Genomic DNA, 15,269 nt, shown 5'->3' on the forward strand with positions numbered 1-15,269 from the left:
CACAAGCGGCAGAGCGTTTTGAACCACACCCGGCACCCCTGGGTGGGTGAACCATACGAAGGGCTCACCACATCCCGCAGAACAACGTAGGGAGCTGTTTCAGAGGGGCCACCGATGGGGTGACGGCGTCGAGGTCGCAACGCACGAGGCACCTGCGCCGTTGAGGGAGATGTTCGAAGTCTCAACTCGTCAGCGCAGGTGCCTCGTTGATTCGCCATCCTGCCGTACTCGACCTCCCGCATGCGCTGGTCGAGTGGGTCACCATGCTCATCGTCACCCGTGAGGGTGACCGCCGCTGCAAGCTCCCTCCGCACCAGCGTGCCCTGGTCGCCCTGGTGTACCTGCGCAAGAACGAACCTCTGCCCCAGATCGCCGCGGCTTTCGGGATCTCTGTCGGTACCGCACACGCCTACACCACCGCGGTCATCGGCCTGCTCGCCGAGCGCGCCCCGGGACTGCTGAAGGTCTTGCGTGAGACCGACCCGGAGTACGTCCTGCTCGACGGAACCCTGGCGGAGTGCGACCGGGTCGGCGACAGCCGGGCCGACTACTCCGCCAAGCACCGCCTGCACGGAGTGAACCTGCAGCTGGTTACCGACCCGGCCGGCGCACTGCTGTGGATCTCGCCCGCACTGCCGGGCCGTACGCACGACCTGACCGCCGCCCGCACCCACCGGATCATCCGGATCTGCGAACGCCAAGGAGTCCCGATCCTGGCCGACTGTGCCTACATCGGCGCGGGACCGTGGGTGACCACGCCCCGGCGACGCCCGCCGGGAGGCGAGCTGTCCCCTACGCAGCGGACCGTCAACCGAGCGCTTTCCCAGGCCCGCGCAGCGGTCGAGCGCGGCCCGGCACGACTCAAACGATGGCGGATCTTCCGCAAGGCGCGTTGCAGCCCGAATCGAATGACGTCAATCGCGGCAGCCGTTCTCACTCTGGAGCGGCAACGCTGAAAGAGCTCAGTGCGTCCGCCGGACGGTCTGTCAGTCGATCAGAGCGGTGCGATCGTCCTGCTCATGGAGGTTCCCGAACGGGGGCCGCCGTGGACCGCGCCCGCCGGCCGGCGTGCCGCGCGTGCGGCTGGTAATCGCGGAGACTTGTGGACCAGGTCGACGTCGGTCACGCCGACGGCGAGACCTTCCGCACGGCCGTCACCCAGGAGCGACGGGAGTTCGTTGACCGTCCTCCATGGATGAGCCGCCGTCTCGGCCGCGTGACCGCAGGCCCACGGACGGCGGTCGAGCCCGGTACCGCCCCGGTGCGAAGCACGCGGCTTCGCGAACTGGCCGAGGCCGGCGCGCGTCTGCTCACGCGTGCAGGGGCTCAGTACGTGGAGGAACCTGGCCTCGGCCTCCTTGACGTCGCCCCTCGGGAGCCGACCGTGGCCGGTCTCGCCGTCGATCCCGAGGGGGCGAACGGGCGGATTACCGACGCCCGCGTTCGCGACGGCCTCCTCGTGGGAGCGCGCCTCGGTCGCGGAGACGCGTGCCGCGAACGGCGTCGGCGGGTCGTGATCCGGCATCGCCGTCACGAAGATGCCGGAGACGCCGACGCCGAGAACGTCGTCAACGGTGAGTGGCGTCCGCACCTTTGCCGCGAAGGTCACCTCATGTTCCGCGACCTCCACAGAGCCGGCGGGAACCCCGAGGGCCCGACCGAGCAGGTCGGTGGACGGTGCCTCGTCGCGTGTGGTGGGAGCCGGGCTGCGGTCCGAAAACGGCATGACACTCCTTCCTGCCGACGCTGCCACAGGGCCGATTAAACTGGTGTACCACATAACTCGTCGGGCGAAAAAGGGTCGTGCTCCAGGGCGCTTCACCAGGTGCCATCGCCGCGGCCCTGTAGGTGCGGGACTTCGCCGAACCGGCCGGGCAACCCGCCGGCCGCCCCGGGGAAGCCGACGACCTGCGGCCGGGCAACCTCGGACACCCCGGCGTGGAAATCCAGTCGCACGAGACCATCCCGCTTCGACACGCACCGACCTGAGGCCCGGTCAGGACCACACGCAGGGGCTGGCGGTCCGGACCAGGCCTTCCGGTTTCGCCGCGTCCGTCAACGGCATGTTCGCGGAGGGTTGCGAACTGGCGCGGATCCTCCGCGTCGACGGCCGCATTCCCGCGGGTGAGGCCCTCCGGACCGAGGAAGACCCGAGCGTGCACCGAGATTTCCCGATCCCGATGTTGGACGGCGGGTCGCGCACGCCTGTAGGCTGCTAACTAACGCTAATTAGCCTGGAGGGATGAGTGGAGCTCACCAACACCTTCACTGTGGGAGTCCCACTGGAGGAGACCTGGAGGGTCCTCACCGATCTGGAACGGATAGCCCCCTGTCTGCCCGGCGCCGCGCTGCTCGGCAAGGACGGCGAGGACTACCGGGGTGCCGTGAAGATCAAGGTCGGCCCGGTGTCCGCGACGTACCGGGGCACCGCGCGGTTCCTCACCTGCGACGGTGCCGCGCACCGCGCCGTCATCCGGGCCGAGGGCAGGGACACCGGCGGCCAGGGCAACGCGGCGGCGACCATCACCGCCGATCTCTGTGCGCAGGGTGACGGCACTCGGGTGGACGTGCTCACCGACCTCGCGCTCTCCGGACGGGTCGCCCAGTTCGGGCGTGGAGTCCTCAGCGACGTCAGCAACAAGCTGATGAAGGAGTTCGTCAACCGTCTGGAGAGCGAGCTCGCTTCCGGTGCACCGGTCGCGGCCGTCCCGGGCGCCCCCGCGTCGGCACTGGCGGACGTGGCACCGCTCGACGTGATGGACAACATGAAAGGCGTCATCGCCAAGCGCGCGATCCCGGTCGTGGTCGTGGTTCTGGCGGCCGCTGCGGGGGTGTTCCTGCTGCGCCGGAACAGCCGGCCCACGTGGCCGCGGGAGCAGCCCGGATGGGGGGCGGCTGCCGGCGGCGCGGTCCCGGTGGTCATCAACCTCACGCTTCCGACCGCGGTACATCGTCCGACGAACGAGGGGTTGGAACTGCCGTGACCGATGTGATCCGCGAGAACAACCTGTACATCGACGGCACATGGGTGCCCGGAAGCGCCGGTGAGCGAGAGGTCGAGAACCCTGCCACCGAGACGACGGCCGGTGTGGTCACCCAGGCCGGCGCACCCGAGGTGGACGCCGCCACCGCGGCCGCCGCCAGAGCGTTCCCGGCCTGGGCGGCCACCCCCGTCGCGGACCGGGTGGCCCTCCTGGGCCGATTGCACGCGGTCATCACCGAGCGGGCGGACCGCTTCGCCCACCTGGTCAACCTTGAGCAGGGTTCCCCGCTCAGGGTCGCCCGCACCCTGCACGTGGACGTACCGCTGGGCGTCATCGCCAAGACCGTCGAGGCGACGCAGGAGTTCGAGTTCCGCCGCCGACTGGGCAACTCCGTCATCCTGCGTGAGCCCACCGGCGTGGTCGCCGCGATCACCCCGTGGAACCTGCCGCTGCACCAGGTCGTCGTCAAGGTCGTACCGGCGCTCGCCGCGGGCTGCACCGTGGTGCTCAAGCCTGCCGCGCTGACCCCGTTGAGCGCCTTCGAACTCACCCGCGCCATCGAGGCCGCGGGCTTCCCGGCCGGTGTGTTCAACCTGGTCACGGGGGCAGGACACGACGTGGGGGACCGGCTCATCCGCAGCCCCGCGGTCGACCACGTGTCCTTCACCGGCTCGACCGAGGTCGGCAGGCAGGTCGCCGTCGCGGCGGCCGGGACCGTCAAGGGCGTCACGCTGGAACTCGGCGGCAAGTCGGCGAGCGTCGTACTGTCCGACGTCTCCGAGGCGTCATTGGCCAAGGCGGTCAAGGTCACGGTGGCCAACTGCTTCCTCAACGGCGGTCAGACCTGCACCGCGCTGTCCCGTCTCATCGTCCCGGCCGACCGGCTGGCCGCGGTGGAGGAACTGGCCGCGCAGGCCGCCGCGAAATACCTGCCGGGTGAACGGCTCGGCCCGCTGATCTCCGCCGGGCAGCGCAAGGAGGTGCTGAGCTTCCTGGAGCCGGGCACCGGGGGCACGGACGCGCGCAGGATCACCCGGGATCTCCCCGTGCCGGAGCAGGGACACTACGTCTCACCGGCCGTGTTCAGCAGTGTCGATCCGGCCTCGCGGCTCGCCCAGGACGAGATCTTCGGGCCGGTGCTGTCCATCATCGCCGCCGACTCCGACGACCGTGCGATCGAGCTGGCCAACGACTCGGTCTACGGGCTCGGCGGGGCTCTGTGGACGGACGACACCGACCACGCGGTGGAGTTCGCGGCCCGCCTGCGCACCGGTCAGGTCGATGTCAACGGCGCCCCGTTCAACCCCAGGGCCCCGTTCGGCGGTTACAAGCAGTCCGGGATCGGACGCGAGATAGGCGACTACGGCCTCGAAGACGTTCTGGAGATCAAGGCGGTCCAGCTGTGAGCGGAGAAACCCAGGGCTACCGGGTCGAGGTCCAGGCGGCCGTGCTGCGCGCGCCCGGCGAGCCGATGCGGGTGGAGCGCATCCGCCTGCGCGACGTCGGGCCGTCCGACATCAGGGTACGGATCGACGCCACCGGTGTGTGCCACTCCGACCTCTCCCTCGCCCGGGGCGTGCTGGCCCAGCCGATGCCGGCGGTGCTCGGACACGAGGCCTGCGGCACCGTGCTGGAGCGGGGCAGCGAGGTGACGGAGCCGGCCGTGGGCGACCGGGTCATCCTGCTGTGGATCACCCCGTGCGGCACATGTGCCCCCTGCACACGCGGCGAACCCCACCTCTGTGCCAAGGGTTCGGCGCGCGGGCAGGAGCCGTACGCCCTCGACGAGCACGGTGAGCCGGTCTACCCCGGCCTGACGGTCGGCTCCTTCGCCGAGCAGACCGTGCTGCCCGCCGCGGCCGCGGTGAGGGTTCCCGACGACATCAGCACCCGCGACGCGGCGCTGCTCGGCTGCGCGGTCACCACCGGCGTGGGGGCCGTCACCAAGACGGCAGCCGTCGCCAGGGGCTCCTCCGTGCTGGTCGTCGGCCTCGGCGGGGTCGGCCTGGCAGCCGTCCAGGGCGCCCGGCTGGCCGGTGCCGCCACCGTCATCGCGGTGGACCGCAACTCCGACAAGGCCGAACTGGCGACCAAGCTGGGCGCGGACCACTTCGTTCCCGCCGACGAGAACACCAAGAGGACCGTCAAGGACCTGACCGGCAAACAGGGCGTGGACTACGCCTTCGACTGCGTCGGCTCCGCCCGCACCATCCGCGACGCCTGGAGCATGACCCGGCGCGGCGGTACCGCCTGCGTCGTCGGCATCGGCGGCAAGGACGACACCGTCACCTTCAGCGCGCTGGAGCTGTTCCACTTCGCGCGCACCCTCGTCGGCTGCGTCGCCGGTTCACTCGACGCCCACACCGACCTGGCTCGTTACTTCGACCACGTGCGCCAGGGCCGGCTGGACCTCTCCGCCATGGTCACCGGCGGCGGCACGCTGGTGGACATCGAGCCCGCGCTCCGGGAGATGGCCGCCGGCCGCGGAATCCGTACCCTCATCACGCCCGCGGGAGCGGTGAGCGGGTCATGAGGGTCGGCGCATGGGACATCGTGCCGCTCCTGGACGGGCACGGGCGGGAGCCGGCGCGGACGTCGCTGACCAGGCCGGGCACCGCCGACCCGTGGGCCTGCCACGAGCACCTCCTCGACGGTGCGGGCAACCTGGCCCTCACCGTGGGCGGGTTCCTGCTGCGTGCCGGCGAACGAACGATCGTCGTCGACGCGGGAGTGGGCACCATCGACAACGGCCGGTACCAGGGCGGACGGTTCCCGGAGAGCCTGCGCCGGGCCGGGGTCACCCCCGAGGACGTCACCGACGTGGTCTTCACCCACCTGCACTTCGACCACGTCGGCTGGGCGACCCAGAAGGGCGAGGTGTTCTTCCCGAACGCGACATACCGTGTGCACGCCGCCGACTGGCACCACTTCCTGGACGGGGAGCAGGCGGAGGCCGGCGCGGTGCGCAAACTTTCCCCGCTGGGCGACCGGTGGTCCCTGTTCACCGAGGACGGCACCCTGGCGCCCGGCCTGGACACCAGGCACACTCCCGGGCACACCCCCGGCACGACCGTCTTCGTCGTCTCCGGCGAGGGGCAGCGGGCGCTGTTGCTCGGGGATGTCGTCCACTCGGTCGTGGAGCTCACCGAACCCGACTGGGAGGCCGTCTTCGACGTCGATCCCCGTGCTGCCAGGGCCGCCCGCCACGCCCTCGGCGACGAGGTCGTCGACCGGCCCGACGCCGTCGTCGGCGCGCACTTCCCGGACCTGCGTTTCGGACGGCTCGTCACGACGGCGGGCGAGCGCCGGTTCATCCAACTCTAGGAGTCAGCAATGGACTTGAAGCTCGCCGGGAAGACCGTACTGGTCACCGGAGCCGGCCAGGGCCTGGGCCGGGCCATCGGCCGGGCCTTCGCCGCCGAAGGCGCCGCCGTGGCCTTCCACCACAACTCCTCCGCCGCCGGGGCCGAAGCCGCCGCCAAGGAGGTCGCCACGCTCGGCGGCAGCGCCATCGCGGTCGGCGCCGACCTGCGCGACGGCACCGCCGTCCGACAGGCCGTCGACGAGGTGCGCGACCGGCTGGCGCCGATCGACATCCTGGTCAACAACGCCGCGATGACCCAGAGCAAGCCGTTCCTGGAGACCACCGAGGACGACTGGGAGCCGCAGATCGAGGTGACCGTCGCGGGCACCCTGCGCGTCACCCAGGCCGTGGCCCGGCAGATGGCGGACAACGGCGGCGGATCGATCGTCAGCCTCATGGGTGACTCCGGCCGGGTCGGTGAGTCCCGCCTGCTGGTCACGGCCACCACCCGCGCCACCACGGTCGGCCTCACCAAGTCGCTCGCCAAGGAACTCGCACGCCACAACATCCGTGCCAACGCGGTCTCCATCGCCCTGGTCCGGACCGACAGCCTCGACGCGCACACCGGGAACGCCGACGACGCCAGGATGAAGAAGATCCTCTCCGCCTATCCGCTTCGCCGGCTCGGCACCCCGGACGACGTGACTCCGACCGTACTGCTGCTCGCCTCTCCGCTGTCGTCGTGGACCACCGGCCAGGTCGTGTCGGTCAACGGCGGCTACGCGATGCCCTGACGGGGACGACATGCGAAACGAGACCCACGACTCCCCCGTTCCCGTCACCGACGCGACGGACGCTCCGGTGACGGGACGGCGTGTCCGGCGCAAGGAAGACCTGCGTCTGCTCACCGGGCACGGCCGCTACGTCTCCGACCTGCAACTGCCCCGGATGCGCCATGTGGCCTTCCTGCGCAGCCCGTACGGGCACGCCCGGATCGACCGCGTCGACGCGTCCGAAGCCCGCGGGCTGTCCGGCGTGCACGGCGTGTTCACCGGTGACATGCCGGAGTTCCAGGCGGTCGTGCTGCGCGCCCGTTCCGCTCTGCCTGGCTACGTGGAGACCGACCAGCCCGTTCTCGCCTGGGAGAGGGCGCGGTTCGCCGGAGAGGCGATCGCCGCGGTCGTCGCCGAGGACCGCTACCGTGCCGAGGACGGCATCGAGCGGATCGCCGTGGACTACGAGCCCCTGCCGGCCAGTGTGACGGCCTGGATCCCGCCCGAGGCCCCGGTCCACGAAGCGGCACCGGACAACGTCCTGCTGCTCCGCACGTTCGACACCGGCGACGTGCCGCGGCACATGGCGGCCGCCCACCTGGTGGTGGAACGTGAACTGATCACCAACCGGCACGCCGGCAACCCCATGGAGTGCCGCGCCGGGGTCGCCTTGTGGGACGCCGCCGACGACCGGCTCACCTTCTGGTCGGGCACCCAGATCCCGCACCTGGTCCGCAACATGCTCGCCGAACTTCTCGGCCTGCCCGAGGGCAACGTGCGGGTCATCGCCCCCGACGTGGGCGGCGGTTTCGGAACCAAGGCCGTGCTGTATCCCGAGGACGTCGCCCTGTGCCTGATGGCCCGGCAGATGCGGGGCTGTCCGGTGAAGTGGGTCGAGGACCGCACGGAACACCTGCTGGCCGCGACCCACGCACGGGACCACCGCTATCTCGTCAAGGCCGGTTTCTCGTCCGACGGCCGCCTGCTGGCCCTCCAGGCGGACGTCACCTGCAACGTGGGCGCCTATTCGGTCTACCCGTGGACGGCCGGCATCGAGCCCCTGATGGCCGGCGGACTGCTGTCCGGTCCGTACCGGCTGCGGCACTACCTGTGCACCGTGCGAGGCGTGTGCACGAACACCTCGCCGTCCGGGCCGTACCGGGGGGTGGCCCGGCCGGCCAGCGTGTTCGCCATGGAGAGCCTCCTCGACGGGGCTGCCCGTGAACTCGGCGTCTCCGCCTTGGAGATCCGCAGGCGCAACCTCATCCAGCCTTCCGACATCCCCTACCGCATGCCGTCCCGGCTGGTGGACGACTCCGGCTGGTACGGCGAATGCCTGGAGAAGGCGATCGAGGCGATCGGCTACGAGGCGTTCCTCAAGGAGCAGAGACACCGCCGGCAGACCGGCGGGAACCCGATCGGGCTGGGACTGGCCTGCTACAACGAACTCACCGGGCTGGGGCGCGCCGCCGCGGCCGGTCCTCGTATGCCGTTCCGCACCGGGCATGACGCGTGCACCGTCCGAGTGAACCCGGACGGCCGGGTCACCGTCCTGTCCGGGGTGACGGCACAGGGCCAGGGACTGGAGACCACACTCGCCCAGGTGGTCGCCGACGCGGTCGGTGTCCGCTACGACGACGTCGACGTGCGGATCGGCGACACCAACGAGTCGCTGTGGGGCTTCGGTGCCTTCTCCTCCCGGCAGGCCGTGATCGGCGGCGGAGCGGCACACCGCTCGGGGGTCGCGGTACGTGACAAGGCCCTGGACCTCGCCGCCAGGCTGTTCGACGTACCGGCGGAGGAACTGCGGCTGGTCCGGGGCGAAGTCCGACGGGCCGGCGAGGACAAGCCGCTCGCGCCGCTGGCGGAGATCGCCCGGATCGCCTACCTGGAATCCAACCGGTTGCCCGAGGGCGTGGAACCGGGTCTGGAGGCCACCCGGTTCTACGATCCGATCCGCGGTGCGTTCGCCGCGGGGGCGCAGGCCGTGACGCTGGAGATCGACCGTGCCACCGGCGAGTTGCGGATCCTGCGGTGGGTCTGCGTCGAGGACGCCGGACGGGTGATCAACCCGATGATCGTGGACGGTCAGATCGCCGGCGCCATGGCCCAGGGCCTGGGCGGCACGCTGTACGAACATCTCGTCTACGACGAGGCGGGCAACCTGTCCACCGGCACTCTGATGGACTATCTGATGCCCACCTCCGCCGAGGTCCCCGAGCTGACGATCGGACATGTCAGCCACCCCGCGGACAACCCGATCGGGGTACGCGGCGTGGGCGAGGGCGGCACGCTCGGCCCCAACGCGTGCGTGGCGGGCGCCATCAGCGACGCCCTCGGCATCACCGTCACCCGACTGCCCATCACCCCAGGCCGTGTATGGGAGGCCCTGCGATGATCACTGCCGAGCTGGCCGACGACGCCGTCGGTCTGATCACCCTGCGTCGGGAGGACCGCCGCAACGCGCTCGACCTGGAACACTGCCGGGCCCTGGCCGACGGAGCGGACGAACTCGTCGACAAGGACGCCCGGGTACTGGTCATCACCGGCGAGGGCACCACTTTCTGCGCGGGCGCCGACCTGGACGGTACCTACGACGACGAGTTCCGCACCGTGCTGTACCGGATGCTGCACGGCGTCTGCGCGCTGCCCGTTCCGGTGATCGCCGCCCTCAACGGCCCCGCCGTCGGCGCCGGAACCCAACTGGCGATCGCCGCGGATCTGCGGGTCGCGGCGCCGTCGGCGTTCTTCGCCGTGCCCACCGCGAAGAACGGCCTGGCGGTCGACCCGTGGACGGTGCGCCGGCTGGCGCTGCTGGCCGGCGGAGGCCCGGCCCGGGCCATGCTGCTGGGCTGTGAACGGATCGACGCCGGTCGAGCCCGGGAACTCGGGTTGGCCGACCGTGTGGGGTCGCGGGACGACGCCCTGGCGTGGGCCGCCGAGATCGCCGCCATGGCACCGCTGTCGTTGCGCTACGCCAAGCACGCACTCAACTCACTGTTCGAGGAGACGGACCCGGTGGAACAGCTGGAGGACGAGTTCACCGCCTGCTGGGGAAGCGAGGACGTCGCCGAGGCCAGACTGGCCCGGCAGGAACGCCGCGCGCCGCAGTTCCGCGGCCGTTGAGGCGGCGGGCACCACGGTGAAACCCGCTCCGTTCGACTATGTCGCCGCGACCAGCGTCGCCGAGGCCACCCGGGTCCTTGCCGGCGCAGCCGGCGACGGCAAGATCATCGCCGGCGGGCAGAGTCTGCTGCCCGTGCTCGCCCTGCGCATGTCCCGTCCGGCCGTCCTCGTCGACATCAACCGCGTCCCCGGCCTGTCGGGGATCACCCGGCTCGACGGGCAGACCGTCCGGCTGGGTGCCCTGGTGCGCCACTCCCGGCTCATGGAGCAGCCCCATCACGGGCTGCTCGCCGAGGCGGCCCGCTGGATCGGACACACCGCGATCAGATCACGCGGCACCAGCGGGGGCAGCATCGCCCACGCCGACCCGTCGGCCGAACTGCCGGTCGTGGCCACCGCTGTCGACGCGACCGTTCATGTCGCCGGCCCCGGCACCGTCCGGCAGGAGGCCGCCCGTGCGTTCTTCACCGGCGCACTGCAGAACTCGCTCGCGGAGGACGAGATGATCACCGCGGTGGACATGCCGATCCCCAGCCGCTGGGGATTTGCCGAACTCTCCCGCCGCCACGGCGACTTCGGCCTGGTCACCGTGGCAGCCGCGGAGATCCAGGGGCGCTGGAGCATCTGCGTCGGCGGAGTGAGCAGCGTCCCGTACCGGAGTGCCGAAGCCGAGGAACTGCTGAACGACGGCGCGGCCGACGCCGTCGGGAAAGCCGCAGCGGCCGTTGCCGCCGGTGTCGCCCCGTCCGGCGACCTGCATGCCTCGGCCGAGTACCGACGAGCGATGACCGCGGAATTCACCCGCCGCGCGCTGCTCCAGGCGATGACCGGCCGGCAGAGCGGAACGACCTGATGATCGGCCGCCAGAGAGGAACGACCCGATGCGCGTCACCTTCACCGTCAACGGCAATCGCCAGGCCATCGACGTCGAGCCACGCCGCACCCTCGCCGATGCGCTGCGCGAGGACCTCGGTCTCACCGGGACGCATCTCGGTTGCGAGCACGGGGTGTGCGGTGCCTGCACCGTGCTGGCGGACGGAGAACCCGTACGGGCCTGCCTGATGCTGGCTGTCCAGGCCGCGGGCAGCTCTGTCACGACCGTCGAAGGCATGCGCGGTGACGACGGCACCCTGCACCCGCTGCAGGAGGCCTTCGCCGACCACCACGGGTTGCAGTGCGGCTTCTGCACCCCCGGCATGCTGATGTCGGCCCTCGACCTGCTCCACCGCCAGAGCGATCCGGACCGCGAGCAGATCCGTACGGAACTGTCCGGCAACATCTGCCGCTGCACCGGCTACATGGGCATCGTCGACGCCGTGCAGGCGGCCGCGTGCAAGCTGCGGGAGTTCAACGGGCCGGCCGACGCTCCCACGACCGCATCCGCACCGTGACGAGGTGGCCATGCACGATCTGCTTCCCGAACTGTCCCGGTGGTTCGCCTCCGGAGAGCGATTCGCGCTCGTCACCGTCGTGAACACCTTCTCCAGCGCACCCCGGCCGCCCGGCGCCGCCATGGCGGTGTCCGCCACCCGCGGAGTGGTCGGCAGCGTCTCCGGCGGCTGCGTCGAAGGCGCGGCCTACGACCTGGCCCAAGCGGTGACCTCCTCGGGTGTCCCGGTGCTCCAGCGCTTCGGGGTGTCCGACGACGACGCGTTCGCCGTCGGACTGACGTGCGGCGGCGTCATCGACCTGTACGTCGAACCGGTGGATGCCGGGTCCTTCCCCCGGTTCCCCGCGGTGGCCGAGGCGGTGGCCCACCAGGAGCCCATCGCCGTTGCCACGTACCTGGACGGACCGGGCCCGCTTGGTCGGCACCGGCTCATCACCACCGGGGGCGCCGAAGGCAGCCTCGGTTCCGACGGGCTCGACGCCGCGGTCACCGAGGTCGGCCAGGGACTGCTGGAGGCCGGTGAGAGCCGCACGGTGTCCTTCGGGCCCGGCGGCGAGCGCATGCGACGGGACGCGACGGTGTTCATCCGGTGCTTCGCCCCACCGCCCCGGATGGTCGTCTTCGGCGCCATCGACTTCGCGGCCGCCGTCGTGCGTATCGGCAAGTACCTCGGTTACCACGTCACGGTCTGCGACGCCCGTCCGGTCTTCGCCACGCGAGCGCGGTTCCCCGACGCCGACGAGATAGTCGTCGACTGGCCGCACCGTCACCTCCTGGCCGACCCGCCGGACGAACGAACCGTACTGTGTGTCCTGACCCACGACCCGAAGTTCGACGTCCCACTCCTGGCGAAGGCGCTGCGCGGACCGGCCGCCTACATCGGAGCCATGGGGTCGCGCCGCACGCACCAGCGGCGCCTGGACGAGCTGCGCGAACGCGGCGTGACCGAGGAACAGCTGGCCCGCCTCCATTCCCCTGTCGGCCTCGATCTCGGCGGACGCACCCCGGAGGAGACAGCGATCTCCATCGCCGCTCAGATCATCGCCTGCCGCAACGGAGCGTCCGCACGCCCGTTGTCCGTGACGCCGGGCCCGATCCACCGTCGGACGACGGCCACTGCGTCCAGTTGACCTCGGACAGGTCCGGCGCCGGGCCGGCCGAGGATTCCGCGCACGATGCGCGCCCGGGGGGCGCGGCCCGATCAGGCCTGTGCAGACGCTCGCCTCGCCCTGACCTACCGCAGGAGACGGACGCGGCGGCCCCGGTGAAGCGTCGGCAGAGGCAGGACGTGGATCCGGTTTCCGTCGGCGGAGTGGCTGCCGCACGGGCCCCTTCTCCCGCGGCCCCCAGGCCGCATGGCGCATGCGGACTGCCACCGCACATCGTTCTGCGACGACCGCTCGGTGGGGGCCGAGGCCGGTGTCCCGCCGGGATCCGGTGCATCGGCCGCCCGCCCGGCCGTCCGAGGTTCCGGGATGTCCCAAAGCCCCGGGGCGGCACCGTGATTGACAGTGCCACACCACCCCCGTAAAGTAATATACTACTTTACTGGAAGCGGTTAGGGCCGTGTGCACGACAGGTTCGCCGGGATCTCCTCAGATCGTCCGTTGCGAAGTCCGCCTACGCTGAACAGTCCGAAGGAGCGCTCAGTGCCGTCGTCCCTTCCTCCATCAGAACCGTTGCGTCAAGAGTCGCAGCCGCGAAGGCCGGATCCGTTCGAGTCCTTCCGGCTCGACGGGCGTACGGCGCTCGTCACCGGTGTCGGGCCGGGGATCGGCGAACATGTCGCACGGGCGTTGTCGGCCGCCGGCGCGAACGTGGTCCTTGCCGCCCGAAGCGCCGAGCGGATCGGGCGGGTGGCGTCGGAGATCAAGGTCTCCGGCGGTCAGGCCGTCGCGGTTCCCACCGACGTCGCCGTCCCCGAGCAGCGTGAGGCCCTGGTCGCCGAGGCCCGGTCGGCGTTCGGCGGTGTGGACATCCTGTTCAACAACGCCACGGGGGGCGGGTTGCCCGCGTCCTCGACATCGCCGTCGTCGCCATGGGAGCTGGACGACGCCGTCTGGGAGACCGCTGTCGCGGTCAACCTGCGGGCGCCGTTCCACCTTGCGAAGATGCTGGTGCCGGGGATGCGGGCGCGCGGACACGGCAGCATCGTGAATCTGCTCTCCTGCGCGGCGTTCCTGCCCATCGCCGGCTCCGTCGCCTACGGCGCGACGAAGGCCGGACTCCACATGATGACCCGGCACCTCGCCAAGATCTGCGCGCCGGAGGTGCGGGTCAACGCGATCTGTCCCGGGTCGATCGCCCCCGAGGGCGAGTCCATGGCGAGATTCGCCCCGCACGTGGCGAAGAACGCCCTGCCCCGCGTGGGTCGCGCGAGCGAGGTCGTCGGCGCCGCGCTGTTCCTGGCCTCGGACGCGTCCAGCTACACGACGGGCAGCGTGCTGTTCGTCGAGGGCGGCCGGATCGGAACGATCGGGTGATCGCACCTGCACACCGTCAACGGAGAGGGAGCAGTTGAGATGACGACAAGCAGGGCCATCGACACGGCCGAGTCGCAGGACGGCGCCGTGGGCCTCGCCCTTCTGCTGGACGAGGCCGTGCAGGAGGCCGGCCTGGATGACTTCGGTGACGACTCCTTCCGCGCGGGCCTGCGCATCCTGCTCAGGGCGATCGACGAGTCCGAGCTGACCGTCGGCGACCGTGCGCGCCTGATACGGACCTGCCGGGAGCGGCTCGTCGTCCGGCTCCGGATCGTCGAGGGGGCGAAGCGGCGGGCCGAGCCCGCGGCGGACATCGTGTCACCGCTCGTGGTCACCGGCCTGCCGAGGACCGGCACCACCGCACTGGTGGACCTGCTGGCACAGGACCCCGGCACGCGGTCGCCCACGCAGTGGGAGATCAAGCACCTCTGCCAGGAGCCCGCACAGCCGTCTCAGGAGGCAGCGGCTCCGGGCGTCTGGATCCCCGACCCCACCGTGCACAACCGACAGGTCGTCGCACTGGGTCTGCACACGTACGGCAAGAACCTCCCGGCGGAATGCACGACGTTCATGGCGCTAGAGTTCCGCTGGGGCTTCGTCGAACGGCTCCCGCGCTGGACGACATGGCGCCGGACGACCACCGCGCCCAACCCGTACTGGAGCCACGAACTGGTCCTGCGGCACCTGGCCGGCGACGGCCCGGGCCCGCGCTGGGTGCTCAAGTCGCCCCACCACCTCTACATGCTGGATGCCCTCGCCGCCCGCTACCCGACGGCCCGGTTCGTCCAGACGCATCGAGACCCCGCGAAGGTCCTGCCTTCGCTCTGCGGCCTGTACGCCACCTACCGTGGCGTGGACGTCTCGGATCGCGAAGCCGCCGGCCTCATCGGGAAGGAACTGCTCGACGACTGGGCGACGGCGATGGAACACGCGCTCGCCGCACGGCTCGATCCCGATATCGAGGCACAGATGATCGACGTGTCCCAACGCGACCTGATCGACGCTCCCCTGCAGGTCGTACACACGATCTATGACGCCGCCGGGATGAAGTGGTCGGAGGCAGCGGAGAAGCAGATGCGCGCGTGGCTGAACGCACCGAGCCAGGAGTTCAGCCGGGTGAAGTTCTCCCTGGAGGACTTCGGGCTGGACCGCGAAACAGTGCTGCGGAGGTTCGAGGCCTACATGGACCGTTTCGGCAGCTTCCTCTGA

The 15,269-nt window shown here is 70.9% G+C and carries 14 protein-coding genes; 13 read left to right on the plus strand and 1 reads right to left on the minus strand.

Annotated elements, in window-relative coordinates:
* The first annotated feature begins 206 nt into the window (after positions 1-206).
* Entirely contained in the window at positions 207-956 is a 750-nt protein-coding gene (locus ACZ619_RS20460; protein ID WP_469600654.1) for a transposase, read from the plus strand.
* Positions 957-994: 38 nt separating this feature from the next.
* On the opposite strand, the gene ACZ619_RS20465 is transcribed toward ACZ619_RS20460, so the two are convergent.
* Positions 995-1,726 (minus strand): hypothetical protein, encoded by a 732-nt coding sequence (locus ACZ619_RS20465; RefSeq protein ID WP_469600658.1) that lies wholly within the window; start codon positions 1,724-1,726, stop codon positions 995-997.
* A gap of 520 nt (positions 1,727-2,246) precedes the next feature.
* Here ACZ619_RS20465 and ACZ619_RS20470 point away from each other — a divergent pair.
* The 12 genes from ACZ619_RS20470 to ACZ619_RS20525 all read left to right on the plus strand — a co-directional run bounded on the left by ACZ619_RS20470 (position 2,247) and on the right by ACZ619_RS20525 (position 15,269).
* Positions 2,247-2,984, plus strand: a complete 738-nt coding sequence (locus ACZ619_RS20470) for an SRPBCC family protein (protein ID WP_469600664.1) — start codon at positions 2,247-2,249, stop codon at positions 2,982-2,984.
* A gap of 5 nt (positions 2,985-2,989) precedes the next feature.
* The gene (locus ACZ619_RS20475; protein WP_469601221.1) at positions 2,990-4,390 is read left to right on the plus strand and encodes an aldehyde dehydrogenase family protein; all 1,401 of its coding nucleotides are present in this window, start codon (positions 2,990-2,992) and stop codon (positions 4,388-4,390) included.
* A gap of 65 nt (positions 4,391-4,455) precedes the next feature.
* A complete protein-coding gene (locus ACZ619_RS20480) occupies positions 4,456-5,517 on the plus strand; it encodes a zinc-binding dehydrogenase (RefSeq protein WP_469601224.1) in 1,062 nt (353 codons plus the stop codon).
* Positions 5,514-6,308, plus strand: a complete 795-nt coding sequence (locus ACZ619_RS20485) for an MBL fold metallo-hydrolase (RefSeq protein WP_469600669.1) — start codon at positions 5,514-5,516, stop codon at positions 6,306-6,308. Before ACZ619_RS20480 ends, ACZ619_RS20485 begins: the two co-directional genes overlap by 4 nt.
* A 9-nt stretch (positions 6,309-6,317) precedes the next feature.
* Positions 6,318-7,082: an SDR family NAD(P)-dependent oxidoreductase gene (locus ACZ619_RS20490; protein WP_469600671.1), complete on the plus strand. Its 765-nt coding sequence runs from the start codon at positions 6,318-6,320 to the stop codon at positions 7,080-7,082.
* Between the two features lie 10 nt (positions 7,083-7,092).
* The gene (locus ACZ619_RS20495) at positions 7,093-9,459 is read left to right on the plus strand and encodes a xanthine dehydrogenase family protein molybdopterin-binding subunit (RefSeq protein WP_469600674.1); all 2,367 of its coding nucleotides are present in this window, start codon (positions 7,093-7,095) and stop codon (positions 9,457-9,459) included.
* Positions 9,456-10,187 (plus strand): enoyl-CoA hydratase, encoded by a 732-nt coding sequence (locus ACZ619_RS20500; RefSeq protein WP_469600677.1) that lies wholly within the window; start codon positions 9,456-9,458, stop codon positions 10,185-10,187. The genes ACZ619_RS20495 and ACZ619_RS20500 overlap by 4 nt, the downstream gene beginning before the upstream one ends.
* Before the next feature lie 16 nt (positions 10,188-10,203).
* A complete protein-coding gene (locus tag ACZ619_RS20505) occupies positions 10,204-11,040 on the plus strand; it encodes an FAD binding domain-containing protein (RefSeq protein ID WP_469600682.1) in 837 nt (278 codons plus the stop codon).
* A 28-nt stretch (positions 11,041-11,068) separates the two neighbouring features.
* A complete protein-coding gene (locus ACZ619_RS20510) occupies positions 11,069-11,578 on the plus strand; it encodes a (2Fe-2S)-binding protein (protein ID WP_469600684.1) in 510 nt (169 codons plus the stop codon).
* A gap of 10 nt (positions 11,579-11,588) precedes the next feature.
* On the plus strand, positions 11,589-12,707 hold the full coding sequence (locus ACZ619_RS20515; RefSeq protein ID WP_469600687.1) for an XdhC family protein: 1,119 nt from the start codon (positions 11,589-11,591) through the stop codon (positions 12,705-12,707).
* 549 nt (positions 12,708-13,256) lie between these two features.
* The gene (locus tag ACZ619_RS20520; RefSeq protein WP_469600692.1) at positions 13,257-14,060 is read left to right on the plus strand and encodes an SDR family NAD(P)-dependent oxidoreductase; all 804 of its coding nucleotides are present in this window, start codon (positions 13,257-13,259) and stop codon (positions 14,058-14,060) included.
* 39 nt (positions 14,061-14,099) lie between these two features.
* Complete coding sequence (locus ACZ619_RS20525) at positions 14,100-15,269, plus strand: sulfotransferase family protein (RefSeq protein ID WP_469600696.1); 1,170 nt, start codon at positions 14,100-14,102, stop codon at positions 15,267-15,269.

The organism is Streptomyces sp. NPDC104367, from assembly GCF_055583825.1.